The 24,096-nt window shown below is 73.8% G+C and carries 13 protein-coding genes, 3 tRNA genes and 2 pseudogenes; 10 read left to right on the forward strand and 8 right to left on the reverse strand.

All coding sequences use genetic code 11. The features are described 5' to 3' along the window. Positions 1 to 447: 447 nt before the first annotated feature. Positions 448 to 1,890, reverse strand: a complete 1,443-nt coding sequence (locus tag OG711_RS20605; protein ID WP_329560008.1) for a PP2C family protein-serine/threonine phosphatase — start codon at positions 1,888 to 1,890, stop codon at positions 448 to 450. A gap of 592 nt (positions 1,891 to 2,482) precedes the next feature. Between OG711_RS20605 and OG711_RS20610 the strand changes: the two genes are divergently transcribed. After that, positions 2,483 to 3,145: a bifunctional DNA primase/polymerase gene (locus OG711_RS20610; protein ID WP_073787370.1), complete on the forward strand. Its 663-nt coding sequence runs from the start codon at positions 2,483 to 2,485 to the stop codon at positions 3,143 to 3,145. Between the two features lie 55 nt (positions 3,146 to 3,200). Continuing rightward, positions 3,201 to 3,980: a hypothetical protein gene (locus OG711_RS20615; RefSeq protein ID WP_329560009.1), complete on the forward strand. Its 780-nt coding sequence runs from the start codon at positions 3,201 to 3,203 to the stop codon at positions 3,978 to 3,980. Between the two features lie 925 nt (positions 3,981 to 4,905). Here OG711_RS20615 and OG711_RS20620 read toward each other — a convergent pair. The 3 genes from OG711_RS20620 to OG711_RS20630 form a co-directional block, all read right to left on the reverse strand. Then, positions 4,906 to 5,877, reverse strand: a complete 972-nt coding sequence (locus OG711_RS20620; RefSeq protein WP_073787372.1) for a DUF5926 family protein — start codon at positions 5,875 to 5,877, stop codon at positions 4,906 to 4,908. Positions 5,878 to 6,619: 742 nt separating this feature from the next. Then, complete coding sequence (locus OG711_RS20625; RefSeq protein WP_329560010.1) at positions 6,620 to 7,261, reverse strand: ATP-binding protein; 642 nt, start codon at positions 7,259 to 7,261, stop codon at positions 6,620 to 6,622. 53 nt (positions 7,262 to 7,314) lie between these two features. Continuing rightward, the gene (locus OG711_RS20630; RefSeq protein WP_073787376.1) at positions 7,315 to 8,181 is read right to left on the reverse strand and encodes a glycerophosphodiester phosphodiesterase; all 867 of its coding nucleotides are present in this window, start codon (positions 8,179 to 8,181) and stop codon (positions 7,315 to 7,317) included. A gap of 267 nt (positions 8,182 to 8,448) precedes the next feature. On the opposite strand from OG711_RS20630, the gene OG711_RS20635 reads away from it, so the two are divergent. From OG711_RS20635 to OG711_RS20650, 4 genes are all read left to right on the forward strand, one after another. After that, positions 8,449 to 10,098, forward strand: a complete 1,650-nt coding sequence (locus OG711_RS20635) for a S1C family serine protease (protein WP_266517642.1) — start codon at positions 8,449 to 8,451, stop codon at positions 10,096 to 10,098. A 43-nt stretch (positions 10,099 to 10,141) separates the two neighbouring features. Continuing rightward, positions 10,142 to 10,228 (forward strand) — tRNA-Ser (locus tag OG711_RS20640). Positions 10,229 to 10,310: 82 nt separating this feature from the next. Next, the gene (locus tag OG711_RS20645; RefSeq protein ID WP_329560011.1) at positions 10,311 to 10,976 is read left to right on the forward strand and encodes a histone deacetylase; all 666 of its coding nucleotides are present in this window, start codon (positions 10,311 to 10,313) and stop codon (positions 10,974 to 10,976) included. A gap of 392 nt (positions 10,977 to 11,368) precedes the next feature. After that, complete coding sequence (locus OG711_RS20650; RefSeq protein WP_073787408.1) at positions 11,369 to 11,680, forward strand: hypothetical protein; 312 nt, start codon at positions 11,369 to 11,371, stop codon at positions 11,678 to 11,680. Between the two features lie 394 nt (positions 11,681 to 12,074). Here the strand turns inward: OG711_RS20650 and OG711_RS20655 are convergent, their stop codons facing one another. Continuing rightward, positions 12,075 to 12,731: a SigE family RNA polymerase sigma factor gene (locus OG711_RS20655; protein WP_329560012.1), complete on the reverse strand. Its 657-nt coding sequence runs from the start codon at positions 12,729 to 12,731 to the stop codon at positions 12,075 to 12,077. Positions 12,732 to 13,266: 535 nt separating this feature from the next. Here OG711_RS20655 and OG711_RS20660 point away from each other — a divergent pair. Next, the gene (locus tag OG711_RS20660) at positions 13,267 to 14,904 is read left to right on the forward strand and encodes a long-chain fatty acid--CoA ligase (RefSeq protein ID WP_329563936.1); all 1,638 of its coding nucleotides are present in this window, start codon (positions 13,267 to 13,269) and stop codon (positions 14,902 to 14,904) included. A 102-nt stretch (positions 14,905 to 15,006) separates the two neighbouring features. Here OG711_RS20660 and OG711_RS20665 read toward each other — a convergent pair. Then, positions 15,007 to 20,011 (reverse strand): annotated as a pseudogene (locus OG711_RS20665) (PAS domain-containing protein). Between the two features lie 277 nt (positions 20,012 to 20,288). Continuing rightward, the gene (locus OG711_RS20670) at positions 20,289 to 20,732 is read right to left on the reverse strand and encodes an SSI family serine proteinase inhibitor (RefSeq protein WP_073787410.1); all 444 of its coding nucleotides are present in this window, start codon (positions 20,730 to 20,732) and stop codon (positions 20,289 to 20,291) included. A 456-nt stretch (positions 20,733 to 21,188) separates the two neighbouring features. Between OG711_RS20670 and OG711_RS20675 the strand changes: the two genes are divergently transcribed. Beyond that, positions 21,189 to 21,279, forward strand: a tRNA-Ser gene (locus tag OG711_RS20675). Between the two features lie 359 nt (positions 21,280 to 21,638). Further along, positions 21,639 to 21,711, forward strand: a tRNA-Arg gene (locus OG711_RS20680). Between the two features lie 127 nt (positions 21,712 to 21,838). Here OG711_RS20680 and OG711_RS20685 read toward each other — a convergent pair. Beyond that, the gene (locus OG711_RS20685; RefSeq protein ID WP_329560013.1) at positions 21,839 to 22,792 is read right to left on the reverse strand and encodes a nuclease-related domain-containing protein; all 954 of its coding nucleotides are present in this window, start codon (positions 22,790 to 22,792) and stop codon (positions 21,839 to 21,841) included. 115 nt (positions 22,793 to 22,907) lie between these two features. On the opposite strand from OG711_RS20685, the pseudogene OG711_RS20690 reads away from it, so the two are divergent. After that, positions 22,908 to 23,672, forward strand: a pseudogene (locus OG711_RS20690) (DUF2797 domain-containing protein); the annotation flags it as partial. Between the last annotated feature and the right edge of the window lie 424 nt (positions 23,673 to 24,096).

The raw sequence follows: 24,096 nt of genomic DNA on the forward strand, positions 1-24,096 counted from the left end.
GTGCCATGTACACGCTGGGCGTACCGGGCCTCGCCCTGGGTGATCGAACCCGCGCCGCACCGGACCGTACGGCCCGCCACCCCGGTGCCCCTTCTCCCCTTTATTACGCCCAACGCGTGACGCCCCGTACCGCGCCCAACGCGTGACGCCCCGTACCGCGCCCAACGCGTGACGCCCCGTACCGCGCCCAACGCGTGACGCCCCGTACCGCGCCCAACGCGTGAAGCCCCCGGCCCCGCACCACGAAACGACCCGCACAGGAACCCGTACGCCCACCGGCAAGAACCCGCGGGCGCGAGCGAGGACGCCCCGCACGGGACAGGCGAACCCGCCCGCCCGACCCCCGCGCGCAGCCCGAAGCCCCCGCTCACCGCCCCGAAGCCCCCCGCCCGCTGCCCGAAGCGCCCCGCCCGGTTCGAACTGCTCCGGCTACTCGGACTACTCGGGCTACTCGAAGCGCGCCGCCAGCAGGACCACGTCCTCGTCGCTGGACGGATCGTCCGCGCCGTCCGGCAGCATCGTCCGCACCACATGGTCGGCGACGGCCTCCGGCGAGTCCCGCAGCCGCGCGGGCACACTCGCCGCCGCCGCGTGCAGCCGTGTGAAGGCGCGGTCCATCGGGTCCCCGGTGCGCTGGAGCAGGCCGTCCGTGAACAGCAGCACCGTTTCTCCGGGCTCCGGGCGCAGCTCCACGCTCGGTGCCTCCCAGCACGCCAGCATCCCGAGCGGCGCCGACAGCGAGGTCTCCACGTACTCGGTGCGCCGCTCGCCGACGATCAGCGGCGGGCAGTGTCCCGCCCCGGCCAGTGTGATCTTCCGTGCGGCGGGCTCGCAGTACGCGAACAGGGCGGTGGCGCTGCGCGCCGGTTCGGTCAGCCGCAGCAGCAGTTCCAGATCGGACAGGACCGCCACCGGGTCCTCGCCCTCCATCACCGCGTACGCGCGCAGCGAGGCCCGCAGACGTCCCATCGCGGCGACCGCGCTGGGACCCGCGCCGCCGACCGAGCCGACCGACAGTCCGAGCGCCCCTTCCGGCAGCGGCAGCGCGTCGAACCAGTCGCCGCCGCCGCGCGGCCCGCTGTGGTGCCGTACGGCGAGCCGCATCCCGGGCACCCGGGCCAGCCGGCCGGGCAGCAGCTCCCCGGTGAGCGTCGTGGCCGCCGCCCGGACGCGCTCCAGATCGAGCAGCCGGCCGAGCTGTTCGCCCGCCTGGCGGATGTAGAGGCCGACCAGATGCCGCTGGCGTTCGACCGGTTCGGCGGGTTCGTCGTAGAGCCAGACCGCCGCGCCGAGCCTGCCCGCCGATCCGGCGGCCAGTGGCAGTGCGTAACTGGCCGCGTACCCGAGCCGGTCGGCGACCTCGCGGTGGCGAGGGTCGAGGGCGCCGTCCGCGCGGAGGTCGGGCTGCGCGATCTCGCGCTCGCCGTCCGGGGCGTCGAGGAGCCTGCCGTACGAGGTGGAGTCGCGCGGCACTGTCTCGATATGGCCTAGATCGGCGCGTGCGAGGCCCAGTCCGACCATGGTGTCGGGCCCGAGCCCGTCGGCCGGTTCCAGGACGACGAGTCCGCGTCGCGCCCCCACCAGGGCGCCTCCGGCGCGCAGGATCTCCTGGAGCGCGTCGTCGATGCTCCCGGTGCGGGTCAGCCGTTCGGTGAGTTCGTGCAGCGTGGTGAGGTCCGAGACCCATCCCGCGAGCCGGTCCTGGAGGACCGCCGAGGCGGGCGGGACCCCGGCTCGGGGATGCCCGTCGCCCGGCGCCCCGGCGCCCGGTTCGGCGGCGGACGGCCCGGTTCCCGGGGGTACTGGCGCGGCGACCGGCGCGACAGTTTGTGCGGGCGCGGGGACCTCGGAATCGATTCCGGCCACTTTCGGCGGATGCGGGGTTGTCATGGTGTCCGACTCCCGGGCCGGTGCGTATTGCTCAATAGCATCGCAAACCCCCTGTCATTCTGCGCCGCCAGCAATGTCTCCACATCTACACGCACTGGTAAGGGGATGTCCAGCATTGTCCTGCCGGGATGCCTGGTGTCCCACCGGTATTGAGTGTCAGGCAAGTTGGCCAAAAACCGACCTTGGTAACGGCATATTGCGGTCGACTGGCATTGTTCGACGGAGCGTCATAGCGGTCTTGATGGGTACGTAATCGGTGAAGGCCAGGAGCGGCCGGGAGCGTCCCGGAACCTGGCGGCGGAACCGGGCGTCATAACCTTCAGTGACCGTGCCCCATCCTCCGTGGCTCAGGCGGCGAGTACGACGCGGGACGGCGAAACGCCGAGCGCCGCCACCCCACGCCACGGCCATGCTTTTGATAGACGCAATACGGACGCAGCCAACGCCCGGCCCAGGGATCATCATGCCCACCGCGGGGACGTCCGGCGCGCCAGTACGAGTGCACGGTGAACAGCCGCTTCGTACGCACGGTGAACTGATCGATACATGCTGTGATGTGGTCTTCGGCGTTCAAGGAAAGGAACGAGCGCTCATGCGCGAGATCCTCGGAAGGCGACGCGGGCTCCTGTCCAGGCGGAACGACGGACGGCCCGAGATCCTCGGTGCGGCCCTGACCTTCGCGACCCAGTGGCAGTGGCCCGTACTCCCGGGGGTGGGGACTCGGCCGCGCGATGCCGGCTGTTCCTGCTCCGACCCCGACTGCGTGGTACCCGGCGCGCACCCCTTCGATCCGGGCCTGCTGGCCGCCACCACCGACGAGCGCATGGTGCGCTGGTGGTGGACCAACCGGCCCGGCGCACCCGTCATCCTGGCCACGGGCGGCGACGCGCCGTGCGCGGTCAGCCTGCCCGCCCCCGCGGGAGCCCGTGCCCTCGCGGCACTCGACCTCGCGGGGATGCGCCTCGGTCCGGTCATCGCGACCCCGGACCGCTGGGCGCTGCTCGTCGCCCCGTACTCCCTGGAACAACTGGGCGAGCTGCTCTACGCGAAGGACCACGTACCCGGCTCGCTCCGGTTCCACGGCGAGGGCGGCTACATCGCCCTGCCGCCGTCGGTGACCGGCGCTGGCCAGATCCGCTGGGAACGCGCGCCGCTGCCCGGCTCCGCGACCCCGTGGGTGCCCGGTGTGGAGGCCGTGGTGGACGGTGTGGTCGACGCGCTCACTCGTACGGGTGTGAGCGCGCCGGAGATGTAGGCGCGTAGGCGCGCGTGAGCGCCGGCGGCGGCCGCCCGGGGTCTATCTTCGGGCCATGAACTCCCGCCTGGTCATGCTCATGGGCGTCGTGGCGCTCGCCGCCGTGCTGCCGTTCGCGGTGGCGTCGGCGGGACCCGTCCGCGGACTGCTGGACGGTACGAACGGCGAGGCGGGCTCCGTGGGAGCGGGGGCCGCCGCAGCGCCGGGGGGTTCCTCCGCCACGGAACGCGGGAGCCTTGCCGCCTCCCGGGTGACGGGCGTGGCCGCGGATGCCCGTGCGCGCCCGGGGGCGCACGCCCGGCCCTGGAGCTCGGACGACTCCTTCGCGCGGACCGGGGCCACGGCCGCGCCCGGCGTGTCCGGCGGCCCGGGTGCGCCGGCCGGTCCGGACGGCCCGGCGTTGGCCGGGAACCCCCGCCCGGCGCCCGGCCACCCGGATATGGCCGATTCCCCAGGGCACCGCACCGCGCCGCCGGACGCCCGTCCGAGGGCCCGGTGCGGCCCCGAACTCTCCTCCCCCGACGGTCTGGAGGCCCAGACCTGTGTCCTCGCCCATGACGGCGACACCTGGGCGCGCACCTACTACCGCAACGCGTCCGGGGCGAAACTGACGGCCGTCCTCACCCTGATGGCACCCCGCGCGCAGACCCTGCGGACCCGGTGCCCGGTGGGCGCGGCCGATGAGCCCGGGGTGTGCGAGACCCCGAGGGAACCCACGTCCGGCGGCCCCGGCGGGTACGCGGCGGTCGCGGAGTTCGCGGCGGCACCCGGTACCGCGCACGGTCCCCACGGCGGCCCGCTGCTGCTGCGCTCGGGCAGCGGGACGAGGGCGTAGCGGGACGGGGTCCACCGGGGCCGGGGGGCGGTACGGAGGTGCGGCGGTACGAGGGTGTGGCGGGGGCGCAGGCGTGGCGGGGGTGCGGCGGCACGGCGGTGTAGCGGGACCCGGGTGCGGCTGGACGATCGTCGGCCGGCGCGGGTCGGTCCCGGGAGGTGCGGCCCGCCCGGCCCATGTGCGGGGCGAGGGCGGAGCGCGGTGGGGACGCGCGAGAACTGCGCTGTCCGGCAAGGGAGTTGAAAGTCCTGGTCGGCGGTGGGAGTCGCCCGGCGCGCGGGGCGCGGGACCGCGGACATGGAAGCGCCCGGTTGCTGGCGACGGGGGATGCACCAGCAACCGGGCTACCAGAACGGTAACAAGAGATCGGCGGTTAGCAAATTCGATCTCGCCTATTCGGACAGCGATTCAGGCTTCCACGCGGGCAGTTGTGACCGGAGTCACCCGCCCTCCTTGCTGACCGGCCGGTCAGTTCGTGGCGACCGCCCGGACCGGCGACAGCGCTGCTGCGGGCCGTACCCGATCGGCCTTGCGCGGTGTGCCGTCCACCGGAGCTGGGGGTATGCCGACGGGCCCGGAAGGGGCGGCATCGGACGGTTCCTCCGCGGCCGTCCGACCGCGGTCCGGCCCGCCCGAGGTTGGCCGGAGCCTTGCGCCCGCGCGGGCGTCCGGAGGTGATCCGGGCGCGGCGGGCGGCGCGGTGCGGACCGGGGCGGGGGGCCGACGGGACCGTGGCGCGGGCCCGGAAGGTCGGACCTCTGCGGAGCCCCGGCCCACCGGACCCGGCCCACCGCACCCGGTGCCCTCCGGCCCCGGGCGCACGGGCGCGGTCGGCCCCGGTCGCACGGGCCCGGTCCACGGGACCCGGTCCCCTGCGGCCCGGTTCAGCGGTCCAGCAGTTTCAGCGGTTCAGGGGATCAGGGGATCAGCTCAGGGTGATCTGACGGTTGGTGAGCCCTCCGCGCGCGCGGCGCTCCTCCGGGGTGAGCGGCGTGTCCACCGCGAGCGCGGCGGTCAGACGCTCGGCGAACGCCGCGGCGGGCTTCTCGACATCCTCGGCGGTGGCGCCCGTGGGCAGGTCCCAGACCGGCACGGTCAGCCCGTGCGCCCGGAACGAACCGACCAGGCGGGTGTCCGCGCCGAGCGACGAGGTCCCGGCGGCGTGCAGCCGCGCGAGCGCGTCGAGCAGCTCGTCCTCGCCGTACGGCATGACCCAGCGCAGATGGTTCTTGTCCGGGGTCTCGCACCAGTACGCGGCGTCCACACCGGTGAGCTTCACCGTGGGGATCGCGGCCTCGTTGGCCCGCTCCAGGGACGCGGTGACCTCCGCGGTGGCGTTCCCCGCGTCCTGCACCCAGAACTCGAAGCCCGGGTGCACGACCGGCTCGAAGGCGCTGTCCGCCGCGATCAGGTCCTGGAGGCGCGGCCCGTCGACGGGGACCCGGCGGCCCTGCACGGGAGTGCCCGGCGCGACGTCGAGCGCACGCTGGAGCGTGTCCGCGAGATCCCGGCTGAGGTCACCCGAGGAGGTGTCGTTCTGCACACCGAGGAGGACCGAGCCGTCGTCACGGCGCAGCGCGGGCCACGCCATCGGCAGGACCGTGGCGAGGGTGACCGAGGGGACGCCCTCGGGGAGCCCGCCCTTGAGCGTCAACTCCACCGTGGCGGCCGGGACCAGCTCGCGCAGCGCCACCCAGTCCGCCTCGCCGGGCAGCCCCTCGAAGGGCCGCTGCACCAGCTCGGTCGCCGCGTGGGACGCTTCGCGGCCGTGGCACGCCTTGTAGCGCCGGCCCGATCCGCACGGGCAGGGCTCGCGGGCACCTACGACCGGGATCTCCCTGTCGCCGGCACCGGCGGATCGCGGCTTGGCCTTGGTCTGGGGGCGCTTCTTGGCCATCGTGCGTGTCTCCCGCTCAGGGCTGGTCTGGTGTGCGTCGACCCTATCCGCTCCCACTGACAGTGACGGCCCGCCCCTGACCCGGGCCCGCGCCAGGACGGTCCGCCGGGACATGGAGTGCGTCCCTCCGCAGGGGCGGACGCCACCCCCGACCGGGCGTTCCACCGTGCGGACCGTTACGGCGCGGGGTGGACGGTACGGCCGCGACTGGCGTAGCGGGGGTACGCGCGCGGGGGACCGGTGGACCGCGCAGCGCGCGTAGACCGATCGCGTCGGACGTTCGCGGAGCGCGCGATACACGCCCGATCGGGCGTGACGCTTGCGGCTGCCGTACGGGGCCCGCGGGCGCACCGGGGCGGCATAACGGGCATCACCGGACGGCACGCGGGAGTCGCGGCATACGGAGCGGCATATGGAGCGGCATACGTAGCGACGTACGGAGGGTGCCGCCGGGACGGCGTGCGAACGCGAAGCGGCGCGTTCGCGGCCATCCCGTGCGTGTCATGCCCTACGTGTCATGTCCTGCATGTCCTACGGCGCGCACCGTTCCGCCGACCCACCGAGGCTGTGCGGACCCGGTGGATCTGGCGGACCTGGCGGATCTTGCGCGCCCGGTGGACCCGGCGGACCCGGCGATTCCGGAGGCGACGGGCCTCCGGCGGGCCACCGCGCGGGGATGCGGGGGACGGTCCTCAGGGCTCGGCCGGGGGTCCGGACGGCCGGGCCGTCTGATCCCGCCCGCTCATGCGTGCTCGTCGACGGCGCCACCGAAGTCCAACTCGGGGATCGCCGTGACCTGCGGTGATGTGACGCGCGTAGCGAAATCACCGCGACGGTCCGGGACATCGGGACGATCGTCCTGATGGTCGCGGACCACGACCCAGACGGTCATCTCACCGCGTGCGTCGTCCCGTACGCCCCAGTCGTCCGCCAGGGCGGTGATGATGTTGAGCCCACGGCCGCCGTGCGCGGTGACCGAGGGCGTCGCCGGAACCGGACGGGTCGGACCACCGCCGTCCGTCACCTCGACCGTCAGCCGCCCGGACGGGTCCATCCGCCACGCGGCCCGGACATCGCCGTCGCCCGCGAGGGCGTCGCCCAGCGGCCGACCGTGCCTGCACGCGTTGCTGAGCAGTTCCGACAGGATCAGGACTGCATCGTCCACCACCTGCTCGGGTACTCCGCCGCCCCGCAACTGCCCCCGCATCCGGCGCCTCGCCATTCCCACGCCCGCAGGGCCATGGGGTACGGCCATGCTCGAAGACGTGGGCACTTCTTGTGCCACCACAAATGCCACCCCCGAGACCTCCTTCGCCCCACGCCACCGTTTGGATGCCCCAATGGACTGGACCGGAAACCGGTCCGCGGGACTCCTGTGACGCACTCGTGGAGGTCGGACACGCAGTGAACGCGCCGGGGCACACCCCGTGACGGGAATCAGCTCCGGCCGAGCTGTGCGAGCACCTGCTTGGGCCGGTTCGTGATGATCGCGTCGACCCCGAGACCGACGCAGAGTTCCACGTCCTCGGGCTCGTTCACCGTCCAGACGTGCACCTGGTGGCCCGCGCCCCGGAGCTTCGCCACGGCACCCGGGTGGTTGCGCAGGATGCGGATCGAGGGTCCCGCGATCCGCACCTCCCTGGGAAGACGTCCGTCCCGTATGCGCGGGGTCAGGAACTGCGCGAGGTACACCGTCGGCAGCGCGGGAGCGGCGGCCCGGACCCGGTGCAGCGAGCGGGCCGAGAAGCTCATGATCCGGACCGGGGAGTCGTCCCCCGCGCGCGGGGCGTCGAGTCCGAACCGTCCCAGCTGCGCCAGCAGCCGCTCCTCGACCTGACCGGCCCAGCGGGTGGGGTGCTTGGTCTCGATGGCCAGCTCCACCCGGCGTCCGGCGTCCGTGACCAGTTCCAGCAGCCGCTCCAGGGTGAGGACGGAAGCGGTCCCCGGCCCGGTGGCGCCGGGGCGGTCCGGGTTCGCCTCCCAGTCCGGGCTCTCCTCCCAGCCGGGGCCCTCCTGGCCCGCCGAGCTGCGCTTCCAGGAGCCGAAGTCGAGGGCGGCGAGATCGGCGAGTTCGAGGGCGGAGACCGCTCCGCGGCCGTTCGACGTACGGTTGACCCGGCGGTCGTGGACGCACACGAGGTGGCCGTCCGCCGTGAGGCGGACATCGCACTCCAGCGCGTCGGCGCCGTCCTCGATGGCTTTCCGGTACGCGGCCAGGGTGTGCTCCGGCTCGTCCTCGGAGGCGCCCCGGTGGGCCACTACCTGGATGGGGCGTCGGGTCTCGTGCTGCCGTGCGTGGGTCACCGAGTCATGGTGCCACCGGAGCGGGGAAGGTGTCCGTGGAGGACGTCGTCTCGTCCGCCTGGGGGACGTCCGACGGTCAGTCCGTAATGTCCGGCATAAAGAATGTCATCGTACGCACAGGATCGGCTTATGGTGCCCTGACGGCCCATGGGAAAAGCTGTCAGGACACCGCGTCGACCGCGGACCGTACGCGACCGTCACCGGTCGTGGGTCACCAGGCGCGGGACCAGACCGCCGACCGAGGCGTGGACCGAGGAGAGAGCAGCTGTGAGCACCGAGAACGAGGGCAACCCGGTACCCCCGGCCCCGTCCGCACCTCCCGTGCCGCCATCGGGCTCCCCCGCTCCAGCGCCCCACAGCCAGGCGGCCGGACCGGCACAGGGCGAGACCCTTCCGCCCCGGCCCGACACGCCCCCCGCACGCGGGGCGGAGGAGACGCCTCCGCCGGGCGCGTACCCGGCGGACCCGTACGCCGACGCGCCCCACCCGGGAGCCGTCCCTCAGGACAGCGCCCCCGGCGGATACCAGGAAGCGCCGGAGCGACGGGCCGCGGTGCTGGCGACCAGCGGCGCACCCGGTACACCCGGCGCCCACGAGCACACCCAGGGCGCCCCCGCGCCCGCCCCGGGCCTCGCCCCGCCCGGCGGCGACCCGTACGCGGCGCCGCACGCCGCCGTACCGCCGCCCGTCGGCGCCTGGCCCCCGCCGCCCCCTCCGGCGGTCCCCACCTACGCGGACGCCGGCGGAGCGGGCGGCTGGGGAGCGGCGTACGAGTCGGCGGAGCACAAGCCGCGCGGCGGTCGCCGCGGCGGCCTGCTGGCGGCCGTGACCGCCGCGGCGCTCTTCGCCGGCGCCCTCGGCGGCGGGGTCGGCTACTGGGCGGCCGAGCGCAACGACGAGTCCGTGGACTCGACGACGGTCTCCGCGTCCGACACCCCCGCGGACCTGAAGCGTGATCCGGGCACCGTGTCGAACATCGCCGCCACCGCGCTGCCCAGCGTCGTCACGATCGACGCCAAGGGCGGCGGAGGCGAGGGCGGCACGGGCACCGGCTTCATCTACGACAAGCAGGGCCACATCCTCACCAACAACCATGTGGTGGCGTCCGCGGCCGAGGGCGGTCAGCTCTCGGTGACCTTCTCCAACGGCAAGAAGTACGACGCCGAGGTGATCGGCCGCGCCCAGGGGTACGACGTGGCCGTCCTCAAGATGAAGAACGCGCCCTCGGACCTGAAGCCGCTGCCGCTCGGCAACTCCGACAAGGTCGCCGTGGGCGACTCCACCATCGCCATCGGCGCGCCCTTCGGCCTGTCCAACACGGTCACCACGGGCATCGTCAGCGCCAAGGACCGCCCGGTGGCCTCCAGCGACGGCGGCAACAGCAAGGCGTCGTACATGAGCGCCCTCCAGACCGACGCGTCGATCAACCCGGGCAACTCCGGCGGTCCGCTGCTGGACGCGCGCGGTGCGGTCATCGGCGTCAACTCCGCGATCCAGTCCGCGGGCAGCGGCCTCGGTGGCGCGGGCCAGGCGGGCTCCATCGGCCTCGGCTTCGCCATCCCCGTCAACCAGGCCACCGAGGTCGCCCAGACGCTCATCAGGACCGGCCAGCCGGTGTACGCGGTCATCGGCGCCTCGGTCTCCCTCCAGGAGAGCGGCGGCGGCGCCACCATCACCCAGGAGGGCGCGGGCGGTTCGGACCCGGTCTCCCCGAACGGTCCGGCGGCCAAGGCGGGCCTTCAGCCCGGCGACGTCATCACCAAGCTGGACGACACGGTGATCGACAGCGGCCCCACCCTGATCGGTGAGATCTGGACCCACCAGCCCGGCGACTCGGTCAAAATCACCTACGAGCGCGACGGCAAGGAGCGCACGGCGAACCTCGTCCTGGGTGAGCGCAAGGGCGACAGCGGCTGACCCGTTACTCTTGTCCCCGCGCCGCCCCCGCCGGGCGGCACGGGGAGACGTGCCCGAGCGGCCGAAGGGAACGGTCTTGAAAACCGTCGTGGCAGCGATGTCACCGTGGGTTCAAATCCCACCGTCTCCGCAGAGGTCAGAGAAGTAGCCGCGTACAAGGGGTGTCCCGGACCAGGGGCACCCCTTGCGCGTAGCCGGTGCCGGGAGTGACCATGAGCCGCGCCCATCGTCCGACCGCGCGTCCGGCCCGTCCCGACGTGCCGGTCCCCCGGGTCTGGTACGCGTCGTACGGGTCGAACATGAACATGGAGCGGTTCCGGTACTACCTCACCGGCGGACGGCCGCCGGGAACCGCGCGCGGTTGTCCGGGGTGCCGTGACCCCCGCCCGCCGGAGCGGTCCGTCCCGGTGCTGATGCCGGGCGCGCTGTACTTCGCGACCCTCTCGCCCACCTGGACCGGCGGCCGGGCCTTCCACGACCCGGAAGCCGAGGGCGTGCTGTGGGGGCGCGCCCATCTCGTCACGGCCGGGCAGTTCTCCGATGTGGCGGCCCAGGAGATGTACCGACCGCCCGGTACGGACCTCGATCTCACCGAGGTGCTGACCACGGGACGGGCCGCGCTCGGGCCCGGCCGCTACGAGACCCTGGTCTGCCCCGGGTACCTCGACGATGTCCCGGTGCTGACGTTCACGGCGCCGTGGCGCGCCCGCGAGGTCGAGGTGACGAAGCCGTCCGCCCCGTATCTGCGGCATCTCGCCGCCGGACTCCTGGAGACCGGCGCGTGGAATGCGGACACCGTGGCCCGCTATCTGGCCGCGGCGCCGGGGGCGGCCGGGCACTGGACGGCCGGGGAGATCGCCGCCCTGATCCCGAGCTGATCCCGAGTGGTCTCAGGCTGATCCCGCGCTGATCCCCAGCCGATCCACGCTGATCCCGTGTGTTCCGTACGGACGTTCGGGGCCGAGGTGGCGGTGGGGTGAGGTGTAACGATTCTCCAAGAATGTGCGGAAACGCTTCGTCTGTTGTGTCCCAAGGGTTTTCAGGGCAGAGGTCGGCGTTCCGAGGGGTTTGAGCCCCTCAGGGTGTTTATCGACTTGTCCTCACGCTTGCGAGGGAATCAGGTCTTCCCGCCTGGTTCGCCGGGCATCCGCTGGGCAACTCTGGTCTCGCGACGTTGTGATCCACCTGCGGCAGCCGGCCAACTGCCCGGGTACAGACGTACTTTCCGGTGCCCGCACCGGCCCGTACTTTTCTTATGGAGGACATGGAAATGGCACGTATCCGTACTGCCCGCGTTGTCGCCGCTGCCGCCGCTCTGCCCTTGGCCGCCGCCCTCTTCTCGGGTACGGCCGTCGCCGACAACGGGTCCTTCGCGAACGACGGATCGAACGCCGCCGTGGCGGCCATCTCCGGCGGTGGTGTCGGTGGCCACAACCTCGGCAACTCCTCCACCACGCAGCAGCAGGCCGTCGGTGACGGCGCCTCGAACCTGAACAGCACCGCGCAGGTGAACGGTTCCGCCTTCACCGCGATCGACCAGTCCCACAAGTCCGTGGCGGTCAACTTCGTCGACCTCTTCTGAGCGGTCCGCCCCGATGAATCCGTTCCGGGGTGAGGTGAGCTTCTAGGTCGGGTCCGTCTCGCGACGGCGGCTCCATGGGTGGCGTGATCATCTGTGCGGCGGTGCTTCGGCACCGCCGCACAGACGTTTCTGCGTCCGGGGCGGTGCATCGGGCACGGGTGCGCGTACGTAGGGCGGCTGTGCGAACGACGCCCGTTCCCTGGTCGTGACAGCGGCGAACCGCCGAGCCCGTGAACAACTGACGGCTGACAGCGGACATGGGCCTACCCGGCGGGGCGACGGGATCCGGTCCGGCACGGGACCGGTCCGCGCGCCGAACTGGGCCGGGCGGGGGCGGGACCTGCGGCATCGGCTGTCGGGCCGCGCCGGGCGGGGGACCGGCGGCGGTCGGCTGTCAGGCCGCGATCAGCTCGGGGTCCTCGCGCAGCTTGCCCAGCGCACGGGACACCGCGCTCTTGACCGTGCCGATCGACACACCGAGCACCGCCGCGGTCTGGGCCTCGCTCAGATCCTCGTAGTACCGCAGTACGACCATGGCCCGCTGGCGGGCCGGAAGCTTCATGATCGCGCGCCACATCGCGTCCCGCAGCGCCTGCTGTTCCGCCGGGTCGCTCAGCGGGACGGTCTCCGGCTCGGGCAGCTCCTCGCAGGCGAACTCGTCGACCTTGCGCTTGCGCCACTGCGACGTCCGCGTGTTCACCAGGGCGCGGCGTACATAGCCGTCGAGGGCGCGGTGGTCCACGATCCGGTCCCACGCGACATACGTCTTCGTGAGGGCGGTCTGGAGCAGGTCCTCGGCGTCGCTCGGGTTCGCCGTCAGCGACCTGGCGGTACGCAGCAGAACCGGCCCGCGGGCGCGGACGTACGAGGCGAAAGAGGGGTACGTCAGATGGGTCGCCGGAGCGGGGGCCGAGCCGCCCTGGGCCGGGACCGAGGTCGTGGTGCCGGACGGTGTCACGCCCGGAACCCGGGTCGGGGCCGCGTGAACCGTGGTCATCGGTGCCACGTGTGTCGATGCGCTGGTGCAGATAGGCGCGATGGTTGCGGTCATGGCTACACGCTAGGTTCGACCCCCGCCTCAGCGGATCGGCCGCAGGTCCCGAAGCCGTGTCCGCCTCAGGTTGTAGGAGCGGTGGTGCCCCCACCTACTGGAGGTGGAGACCGGTGCACGCCCCCTCGGGGTACAGCCCTGAGAACCCCGACCCGGGGTCGGCAGCCGGTACCGCGCCGTCCGAAGAGCGCTCCTGGGCCGTCGGCCTGCCCCTGAACCCCGTGTCGCCGTCCCATCCGTACCCCCCGGCCCGCTCCCGCACCCATGCCCCGAACAGCTCCCCCCGGATCCGCGGTCATACCTGGGTCGTACCTCGGGCGTACGTGGGAGGCCGATGCCGTACCGGGCGGACAAGTGTCCCGGCGGGTAGTGACATACCGCCCGGTACGGCCGCAGAATCGCGACACGCACCGCGCACATCCCCACCATGCCCCGCAGGCCGGAAGCCGCACCGCGCACATTCCGCACCACGCCCGCAGGCTGGAACCCGCACCGCACCGCCGTACCCACTCCGGAGGCCCCCGTGCTGAGCACCATGCAGGATGTACCGCTCCTGATCTCCCGGATTCTTCGCCATGGGGCGACGATCTACGGTTCCTCCCAGGTGATCACCTGGACCGGGGAAGCCGAACCGCACCGGCGGTCGTTCGCCGAGGTCGGGGAGCGGACCGCTCAGCTGGCCCACGCGCTGCGCGACGAACTCGGCGTCCAGGACGACGACCGGGTGGCGACACTCATGTGGAACAACGCCGAACACGTCGAGGCGTACTTCGCCGTCCCGTCCATGGGCGCGGTCCTGCACACCCTGAACCTCCGGCTCCCCCCGGAACAGCTCGTCTGGGTCGCGAACCACGCCGCCGACCGCGTCATCATCGTCAACGGTTCGCTGCTCCCCCTGCTCGTACCGCTGCTGCCGCATCTGAAGACCGTCGAGCATGTCGTCGTCTCCGGCCCCGGCGACCGCTCCGCCCTCGCGGGTGTCGCTCAGCGGGTCCATGAGTACGAGGAGCTGATAGCCGGCAGACCGGCCGACTACGACTGGCCGGAGCTGGACGAACGGCAGGCCGCCGCGATGTGTTACACCTCGGGGACCACGGGTGATCCCAAGGGGGTCGCCTACTCCCATCGTTCGGTCTATCTGCACTCGATGCAGATGAACATGGCCCAGTCGATGGGGCTGACCGACGCGGACACCAGCCTGGTGGTCGTCCCCCAGTTCCATGTGAACGCCTGGGGTCTTCCCCACGCGACGTTCATGACCGGGGTCAACCTGCTCATGCCGGACCGCTTCCTCCAGCCCGGCCCGCTCGCCGAGATGATCGAGTCCGAGCGCCCCACCCATGCCGCGGCCGTCCCCACCATCTGGCAGGGCCTGCTCGCCGAGCTGACCGCCCGCCCCCGTGACGTCTCCTCCCTCGCCCAGGTCACCATCGGCGGCGCGGCCTGCCCGCCCGCGCTGATGGAGGCGTTCGACACGCTCGGTATGCGCGTCTGCCACGCCTGGGGCATGACCGAGACCTCCCCCCTCGGGACCACCGCACGGCCCCCGGCCGCGGCGGTCGGCACCGACGAGGAGTTCGCCTACCGCGTCACCCAGGGCCGGTTCCCGAGCGGTGTCGAGGCGAGGCTTCGCGGGCCAGACGGCAGGACCCAGCCCTGGGACGGCGCGTCCGCCGGGGAACTGGAGGTACGCGGCCCCTGGATAGCCGCCGCGTACTACGGCGGGCCCGGCGGGGAGCCGCAGCGACCGGCCGACAAGTTCAGCGAGGACGGCTGGCTGAAGACCGGCGATGTCGGCACCATCAGCCACGACGGCTTCCTCACCCTCACCGACCGCGCCAAGGACGTCATCAAGTCCGGCGGCGAGTGGATCTCCTCCGTGGAGCTGGAGAACGCGCTGATGGCCCACCCGGAGGTGGTCGAAGCCGCGGTCGTGGCCGTTCCCGACGACAGGTGGGGCGAGCGTCCCCTCGCCACGGTCGTCCTCGCCGAAGGCGCCACCGCCGACTTCGAGACGCTCCGCGTCTTCCTCGCGGGGAAGGTCGCCAAGTGGCAGTTGCCGGAGCGATGGAGCCTGGTCGCGGCGGTGCCCAAGACGAGCGTCGGCAAGTTCGACAAGAAGGTCATCCGCAAGCAGTACGCGGATGGCGGTCTGGACGTCACCCAGCTCTGACCCGGCCCGACGGTCGCGTGTTTCACGTGAATCATCCGTCCGGTACGCCCGGGTGGGTGTGATTCACGTGAAACACACCCACCCGGGCGTTTCACGTGAAACTCAATTGGTGCCGATCCGGGCGAGCAGATCCACGATGCGGTCCTGGACCTCGGGGCTGGTCGACCGTTCCGCGAGGAACAGCACGGTCTCACCCGCGGCGAGCCGCGGCAGTTCGGTCCGGTCGACCGCGGCGGTGTAGACGACGAGCGGAGTACGGTTCAACTGGCCGTTCGCCCGGAGCCAGTCCACGATCCCGGCGCGTCGGCGCCGGACCTGCATCAGATCCATCACCACGAGGTTCGGCCGCATCTGCGAGGCCAGGGCCACCGCGTCCGCGTCGTTGGCGGCCTGGGCGACCTGCATACCGCGCCGCTCCAGCGTCGATGTCAGCGCGAGCGCGATCTCGGGGTGCTCCTCGATCAGGAGGACGCGCGGCGGATGCTGCTCGCTGTCCCGGGGGGCCAAGGCCTTGAGCAGCACAGCCGGATCGGCGCCGTACGCGGCCTCCCGTGTCGCCTGACCGAGCCCGGCCGTGACCAGGACCGGCACCTCGGCGGCGACCGCGGCCGTCCGCAGCGACTGGAGCGCGGTCCGGGTGATCGGTCCCGTCAGCGGATCGACGAACAGCGCGGCCGGGAAGGCGGCGATCTGCGCGTCGACCTCCTCACGCGAGTGCACGATCACCGGACGGTAGCCACGGTCGCTCAACGCCTGCTGGGTGCTCACGTCCGGGGCGGGCCACACCAGCAGCCGACGCGGATTGTCCAGCGGCTCCGGCGGCAATTCGTCGTCCATCGGCCGGGGATGCGGCTGGTCGGAGACCTCCACCGCCCCGCCCGGACCGTCCAGCGGCTCGGGCCCCTCGTCGGCGTCCTGGTCCGGCGCCCCTATGGCGTACGACCGGCCGGCCCCGGCCGTCGCGGCCGCGAGCCGCGCCTGGGACGAGGACCCCGGCCCGGGCTGCCGCCCCGGTGCCTGCTGCGGCGGTACGGGAAGCGGGCGTGCCGTCGGTTCGGGCTGCTCGGGACCGGTGTCCGGCCGGGTGCCGAGCTTCCGCCGCCGCCCCGAACCTCCGGCGCCCCCACCGAGCGAGCCCTGGCCGCCGGAGCCGCCCTGCGCATCACCGGCGGGCCGTGTCACGGGTACGCCCTGCCCGAGGGTGCGCACGCTGAAGGCCCGCCCCTGGGTGGAGTCCGGGTCGTACGGGGTGCCGTCCGGGTGGACACCCTGGGGCTGTCCGTCCTGCGCGGCCATCCGCTGCGGAGGCAGCGGTCCACCGGGCACGGGACCGCCCCCCCAGGCCGTGGTGGGCCGGGCGGGCGGAGCTTGGTTCGTCGGCTGCCCGTGCGGGTCGGCCGGGGCAGGCTGACCGGGCTGACCGGGACGGCCCGCGCGCGCCGGAGGAACGGGACCGCCGTGCGGAACCCCTGGCTGCTGCCCGGACCCGTCCCGCTGCTGCCCGGTCTGCCCGGTCTGCCCGGTCCGCCTCTGCGGAAGCTGCTGGGGTGCCTGCGGGGAATGCGGAGGCCGCGGCGGCTGGGGCGGTCCGGCCTGCGCCGGGATGCCCTGACCGTCGGTGCCCGCCGGGTGGGTCTCGCCGGGGTACGGGGCCTGACCCTGACGCGGGACGGCCCGCGCGGGCGGGACCTGCGGCGGCGGGGGGAACTGCCCCTGCGGCGCATGGCCCGGGGCACCGACGGGCGCGCCCTGGGCGGGGAACCCGTCGGGCGGGGTGCCCGCACCGGGAACGCCCTGCGGAGAGGCTTCCGCGTGCGGGAAGCCGGGGGCGGCATGGTGCGCGGGCGCGTTCGCCCCGGCCCCCTGACCGGGGTGCCCCTGCGGCGCGCCACCCGGCACGGGCACCGGCTGCGGCGGTACGCCCTGCGGGGAGACGGGGGCACCGGCGGCAGCACCGGGACCGCCGCGTCCACCGGGTACGGCCGGTACGCCGGGTCCACCGGGTACTTCGGTCCCCTCAGGCGTACCGGGCGCACCCGGTCCGCCACCAGGCATCGCGGGACCGTCAGGCATCCCGGCTCCGGTCATGCCATGACCGGCACCGCCAGGGCCGCCCGGACCCGTCGACGGACCTGTCCGCGAATCCGCCGCGCCCGCTCCCGCTCCCGCGCCCATGGCCCTGCGGCGACCGGTGGGCTGTTCCGTGGGGTGGGGCTGGGGCGGGGTGTGTTCGTCGGCGACCGGGTCGTGCGGCGCGGTCGGCCGCTGCGCCCCGCCTCCGGCGAACCCGCCGGCGCGCGGTACCTGACCGTGTCCGTCGGGGCCGACCCGTCCGACCCGCCCATGTGCGTCCGGCTCGTGGCCGCCACCCTGGAGCGACCTCGGGAACGGTCCGGGAGGACCGCCGCCCGGGCCCGACTGCCCGTGCCCGCCGGGGAAGCCGGGCCGACCGGCCGCCGCCTCGCCTGCCTGGCCCTGACCGCCGTGGGCGTACCGCGCGGCAGCGCCGGGCACGGCCCGGTCCGCCTCCGCCGGAGGCAGCGCGAAGGCGGACCGGGGACCGCCGCCCGCGTCCGCCGCGGCGCCCCGCTCGTTCGCGGGTGCCAACGCCCGCCGCGCCCGCCGTCCGTCCTGCTGGACCTGTCCGGACCCGCCCCGGGGCATGCCCGCCGGATCGACGGGCCGTGCCCCGGAGGGCAGCGCCGGAGCGCCCGCACCCTGGCCGTACGCGTTCCGCGGACCCGCGCCGGGACCGGCGGGCAACGCCATCTGCCCGCCGTCGGGACGGACCTGCCGTCCGCCCGGTCCGCCGCTCGGCCGCGCCCTGATCGACCGGTACGCCGCCGGGCGGCACCTGCCCGAGCCCCGCGGGTCCCGGGGGACCGGCCTCGCCGGACGCCACCACGGCGCCCTCGGCCGGGCTCGGCCGTCCGCGCCTGCGGCCCGTACCGTTCCCGCCGCCCGCCGCGGTGGCTCCGATGGCCCTGGCGGGCGGCACCGGCCCGGTGGGCTCGGGCGCCGCGTCCGCCGTCTGCTCATCGGCCCGCCGGCCGCGCCGCCGTCCGGTGGGCGCCCCGGCGGCACCGTCGGCGCCGCCCTCCGTGCCGTCGTCGCCGAAGTCGGCCTGACCCGTGGAACCCACGGGACGGAAGCCCTCCAGGAACGCGTCCGTCGAGCCCCGCCGGGCGCGCCGCCCGCCACGGGTCCCCTCACCGTCCGTACCGGACCCGTCGGTGCCGTCAGGACCGCCCGCGTACCCGCCCTGGCCGTCCGGATACCCGCCCCGGCCGTCGGGATAGGCGTCCTGGTCACCCGAGTAGGAGTCCTGGTCATCCCCGTACGAGTCCTGGTCGCCCGCGTACGCGTCGGGACCGTCCGCGTACGCGTCCTGGCCGTCGGCATCGGCAGACCGGTCCGTACCGGGCCGCGCGCCGGTCATCGCACCGGCCCCGCCGCCGATCGGCACCTCAAGGACGTACGCGCTGCCGCTCATCCCGGGGACCTCGTGCGTCTGGAGCACCCCGCCATGGGCACGGACGATGCCGCGCACGATCGGCTCGTGGACGGGGTCACCACCCGCGTAGGGTCCGCGCACCTCGATGCGGACGCCCTCCCCGCGCTGCGCGGCGGCCACGACGATCGTGGAGTCCATGTAGCCGTTCGCGGCGACCGGGGCGTTGCCCGTGGAGTCGACGCCCGCGACATCCGCGACCAGATGCGCCAGCGCCGTCGCCAGCCGCTCCGGGTCGACCTCGGCCTCGATGGGCGGGGCGTGCACCGCGAACTGGGCGCGTCCCGGGCCGATCAGCTCCACCGCGCCCTCGACACCGGCCGCCACGACCGCGTCGAGCATCGCGGGCCGGCGCGCCAGGCTCTCGCTGCCCCGGTCGAGCCGCTGGTACCGCAGCACGTTGTCGACCAGGGTGGTGATCCGGGAGTACCCGGCCGCGAGGTGGTGCAGGATCTGGTTCGCCTCGGGCCACAACTGCCCGGCGTCGTCGGCCGCGAGTCCGGCCAGCTCGTGGCGCAGCTCGTCCAGCGGTCCCCGCAGCGATCCGTCGAGCACGGCGAGCAGCTGCTCGTACCGCGCGTCCTGGGCCTCGTACCGGTCCTTCTCGCGTTCGGCGAGCGCCGCGTACCGGTCCTTCTCGGTGGCGATCTCCTCCGCGTGCCGCTCGGCGAGTTCGCCGAGCGCGGCGGTGTGCTCGTCGGCCAGCCGCCCGACCTCCGCGCCGTGCTCCGCGTCGAGCCGTTCGAGGGCGGAGGCGTGGTCGCGGACCAGCCCGTCCTTCTCCTCGATGAGCGCGTCGTAGGGGCGGCGGTCGGTGAAGGTCATGACCGCGCCGACGAGCTGGTCCCCGTCCCGTACGGGCGCGGTCGTCAGGTCGACGGAGACCTGTGTGCCCTTCTTGGACCAGAGGACCTGCCCGCGCACCCGGTGCTTGCGACCGGACTTGAGGGTGTCCGCGAGCGGTGAGCCCTCGTACGGGAACGGCTCGCCGTCGGCACGCGAGTGCAGGACGAGGGTGTGCAGCTCCTTGCCGCCCAGCTCGTTGGCCCGGTAGCCGAGGATCTGCGCGGCGGCCGGGTTGACGAGCACGATCCGCCCGTCGAGGTCGGTGCCGACGACTCCCTCGGAGGCGGCCCGCAGGATCATCTCGGTCTGGCGTTGCGAACGCGCGAGCTCCGCTTCGGTGTCCACGGTGCCGGAAAGGTCGCGGACGACCAGCATAAGCAGCTCGTCACCGGTGTAGCCGTGGCCGTCGTACGCCTGTTGGCCGTTCTCCAGATTCGCGGATGTGACCTCGACCGGGAACTCGCTGCCGTCGGTGCGCCGCGCGGTCATCCGCTTCGGCTTGGTACGCCCCCGGGGGTCGGGGCTCTCCGGCCGCCGCATCGAGCCGGGGATCAGCCGTGAGTCGAACTCCGGCAGCAGATCGAGCAGCCCCCGGCCGACCAGCGCGGTGCCCGGCGCTTCGAACGCCTCCAGCGCGATGGTGTTGGCGTTGACCACCGTTCCATTGGCGTTGACCAGTACCAACGCGTCCGGGAGCGCGTCGAGTATGGCTGCGAGGCGAGCAGCGCCTCGGGATGGCCTGCTGCTCACGAGACGCTTCCTCCCTGTTACCGCATCTTGCCGGCCGCGAAGGCCATCTTGCCGCGCGGGACGCGACGTGTCACGGGAGGGAGTCTACGGCCCTGGGTTGCGCTCGCGACGGCGGATGCGGGGGAGTCGGCGTGCGGAGGGTGTGCGGGTTCCGGGCGCTCGCGAAGTGCCCCCGGGCTGACCAGGGAAGGCCGCCGCGAGAGCACTTCGGGGCCCGGCCGGATCGCGTCGGGCGCGTGCCGGACGCGATCCGGCCGGGTGCCGGGTCCGGGCGGGGTCACGCGACGGGCAGGACCGGCACCAGCTCGTCCCAGCGGTGGATCTGGCAGCCGTCGGTGCGGGAGAACTTCGCGTCGACGGGCCGGCCGTGCCAGTGGCCGGTGACCCGGGCGGTGGCGGACCCGCCGTGCTGGAGCGTGCAGAAGGTGTCCGCGGGCAGCGGGGCGAACGGGTCACGGTTCCCCTCCGACAGCTTCGTCAGCCGCTCGCACGCCTCCTCGGCCTCCGGGTGGGTGCCCCCGGCGGGCCCGCACCGGAGGCGGTACGTCCCGTCGAGCCCCCGGTCGGTGCCGCTCACCGCGATCGTGAGCCGGTCGGGTTCGCCGAGGAGGCGGTGCAGGGGGACGGTGTCGAGGGCGGACGCCGTACCGGGCACGGCGACGAGCCCCGACAGGGCGACGAAGGCGGCGGAGACGGAGCGGAGCAGACGGTACGACGGCATACGAGGTCCCTGGGTGGCTGCGCGGACGGGGTCCGGGGCGGTTCGGGTCACCCGGTCTAACGCGCGGGACGGGACGGGGTTGCGGACCGCGGTGGCGCCGACCGCCGCGCCGCCGGTCGCAGCGGCCCGGTGTCGCTCCGGGGCGCGGAGGTGGGTGCGGGTGCGGGTGCGGGTGCGACTGGCGGATGGGCCGGGTGTGGTCGCGGGTGCGGACCGGACCGGCGGACGGGGCGGGTGCGGGGCGCGGTCGGGGCGCGGGCAGGGTCTCCCGGCGGCTCCGCCGGTCCGCTCTCCGGTCCGCCTTCCGGTCCGCCCGCCGGTGGTCCGCCGTGGCGCGTCCGAAGTGCTTTGCCCTGTGGCCGGGCCGCCTAGTACCGTAGGGGGCGATTGGTGACAGCCCGCTGGGCTGTGTCATCATCTGCACGCACCGTTCGCGCTCGCGCGGGTGGTTGTGCGGGAGGCGTCGCCTAGTCCGGTCTATGGCGCCGCACTGCTAATGCGGTTTGGGTCTTAAAGCCCATCGAGGGTTCAAATCCCTCCGCCTCCGCACATGATCCTGAAGCCCCGGCCCCACGGCCGGGGCTTCAGGCATTCCACGGTCCGGCGCTCCTGGCGCACATCCGCCACCCGCCCGGGACCGACCGCCGACCACCGGAGACGGGACCCGTCGGCCTGTCGGCCCGTCGCGCGGAGCCTTCCGCACCGACCCGCCCCGCCCGCTCCCACACCCCCGCGCGACGGCTCGCCGCCCACCCCGTCGAGTACGGTCAGAATCAACAAAACCGCAGGTCAGGTCAGCGATGCGGAATGGATTTCGCCTCACGGCGCCGGTCATGTAATGTTGTTCCCGCAACGCCGACCGGCTGAAAAGCGGGACGGGGAAGCACACAGCACAACAGAACACAAGCACTCGTAGCTTAACGGATAGAGCATCTGACTACGGATCAGAAGGTTGCAGGTTCGAATCCTGCCGAGTGCGCAGCAGTGAGAGGGCCCCGGAGTATCCGGGGCCCTTTTGCGTTGTCCTGGTGCAGGTGCCTGCCGTCACCGGCTGTCGGTCGTGGGCCGGTGACGGTGATCCGCGCCCCCGTCGTCGTTCTCCGTGGTCAGCGGGGCTGCCAGGTGCTGGGGTGGCGGGCGACGGTGTGGAGGTGGGTTATCTGGGCGGGGGTGAGGGTGCCGGTCAGGGGGGCCAGGGAGGACAGCTGGCGGGGCTGGTAGACGCGGACCGTGCGCTGGGTGGGGGCGACCCGCGGGGGTTCGGTGTCCACGTAGACCAGGACCGGGTGGACCTCGAACGGGAACGGGCAGTGCCGTCGCAGGGTGCGGTGGGCCCGTTCCGCCTCGGCACGGCTGTTGCGGGGGTGGGGGCGGGGCGGTCCGTGGTTGATCCGCGCCATGTCGTCGCCCACCCATACCGTCTTGCCGGGGTGCCGTTTCGTGTTGATCGTGAAGACGCCGCCCGGGCCGATCAGCAGATGGTCCATGTCGTTGTGCGGGGACAGCTCGATCGAGTGGATGACCCGCCAGCCGTGCCGCGCGAGCCTGCCCAGCTCGGCCCCCACCACCTGCTCGCCCTTCAGCCCGGTCCGCCAGCTCGCCATCCGGTCCGGGCGCAGCCGTAACAGGATCAGCAGGCGTTCGAGGCGGCTCGGGCCCGTCAGCTCCAGCCGCGCCCGCAGCGTGGCGCCCGGCAGGTTGTCCGCCAGGTCCGCTGCCGGGACGCCTACCGGGGGCGGAGCGAAGTCCGGCGGGGGCGGGACAGCTCGGCCGGGGGCCGGCGACAGCGGTCCCGGGGGTGAGGCGGACGGGGTGCCGGGCCCGGTCGGGGTCCTGCGTGGCGGGGCCTTCGGGCGGGCCCTCGGCGGCGGGGCCGTGGGACGGGGGACGGCCCGCGCGGTGCGCAGGGCGGCCAGCGCCGCCTGGTGGTAGCGGGGATCGGTGACCGTCAGGGAACCCGTCCTGCGGTCCAGCCAGGCCACCGACGTACCGTCCGGCAGGTTCACGTACAGCCGGTCGTGGCCGAACCGTTTCCACGCGCTGACCCTCAACTCCGCCACCGGACCCCCCTCGGCCGTGCCGTGCGCTGTCCCCGCTATCGCAACAGGGTCGGCGCGGTGTCACAAGACCGCCTCGTCCGGGGCCGATGTCAGTGGTGGGGGTTACTTTCGAAGGGTGACGTGGCGGTGCACCGGGGTGCGGTGGGACGGGGACACGGGAACGCCCCTGCTGGGATGGCAGGACGGCGGGCGGACCCGGCAGCGCGTGCTGCGTTACGGCGAGACGCTGGGGTTCCGGGTCGTCGGGGAGCGCAGATGCCCGGGGGTGTGGCGCGGCGGGAACCAGGTGCCGTGCGCGGTGGGTGCCGTGGTCGGGGCGCGCGCCGTCAGCGACCGGTGCGAGGAATGCGCGCGCCTGGACCGCGCCCGGTCCGTCGCCGCCGATACCTACGCCGACGACCCCCGTCCCTACCGCGTCTACCTCGCGTGGTTCGGGCGCGGGCTGGTCAAGGTGGGGATCACCCGGGCCGATCGGGGGCCCGCGCGGCTGCTGGAGCAAGGCGCCGTCGCCTTCGTCTGGCTCGGTACGGGTCCGCTGATGGCCGCGCGCCGCGCCGAGGAACTGCTGCGCGCCGCGCTCGGCGTGCCGGACCGGGTCCCGTACGACCGGAAGCGGGCCGTACGGGCCGATCTTCCCGGGCCGGAGGTCCGGGCGGCGGAGCTGCGCGCGCTGCACGGGGTGGCCGTGGCGCTGCCGGGGTGGCCCGAGTCGCTGGAGCGGACGCCCGGCGGCTGCGCGGTCGTGGATCACGGCGAGGTGTTCTCGACGGCGGGGCTGCCCCCGGCCACGTCCGTGGTCACCGAACTGCGCGACGGCGGAGTCGTACGCGGGGTGCTGGTGGCGGCCGCCGGTCCCGACCTGCACCTTCGGGTGGATGGCTGGGCTGATCCCTCCGGGTCGGCCGGTGCCCCTGGTCGGCCTGATGCCCGCGGTCGGCCCGATGCTTCTGGTCAGGCCGACGCCCCTGGTAGGCCCGATGCCCCCGGTAGGCCCGATGCCCCCGGGCGGAGTGGCCCTGCGAGTTCCGGCGGTGGGTCCGGTCGGGGTGGGCCCGGTCCCGGTGGTCGGCGGGTCGTCGTGCTGGACGGTCGGCTGATGAGCGGCTGGGAACTCGTACGGGACTCGGGGGAGATGGAGTACATGGGGGATGCCGCCGCCGATGGGGCCGGCCACGGGGGTCGTAGCGGGCGCGGGGACGGCGGGGCCGGGGCGGTGACGGTTCCCGTGCGGGATGTGTCCGCCGTGCAGGGCGGGTTGTTCTGAGGGGAGGGCGTCGCGCAGGGTGCGGTTGCCGGTCCGGCGC

This window comes from Streptomyces uncialis, from assembly GCF_036250755.1.
In the GTDB taxonomy this organism is placed as follows: Bacteria; Actinomycetota; Actinomycetes; order Streptomycetales; family Streptomycetaceae; genus Streptomyces; species Streptomyces uncialis.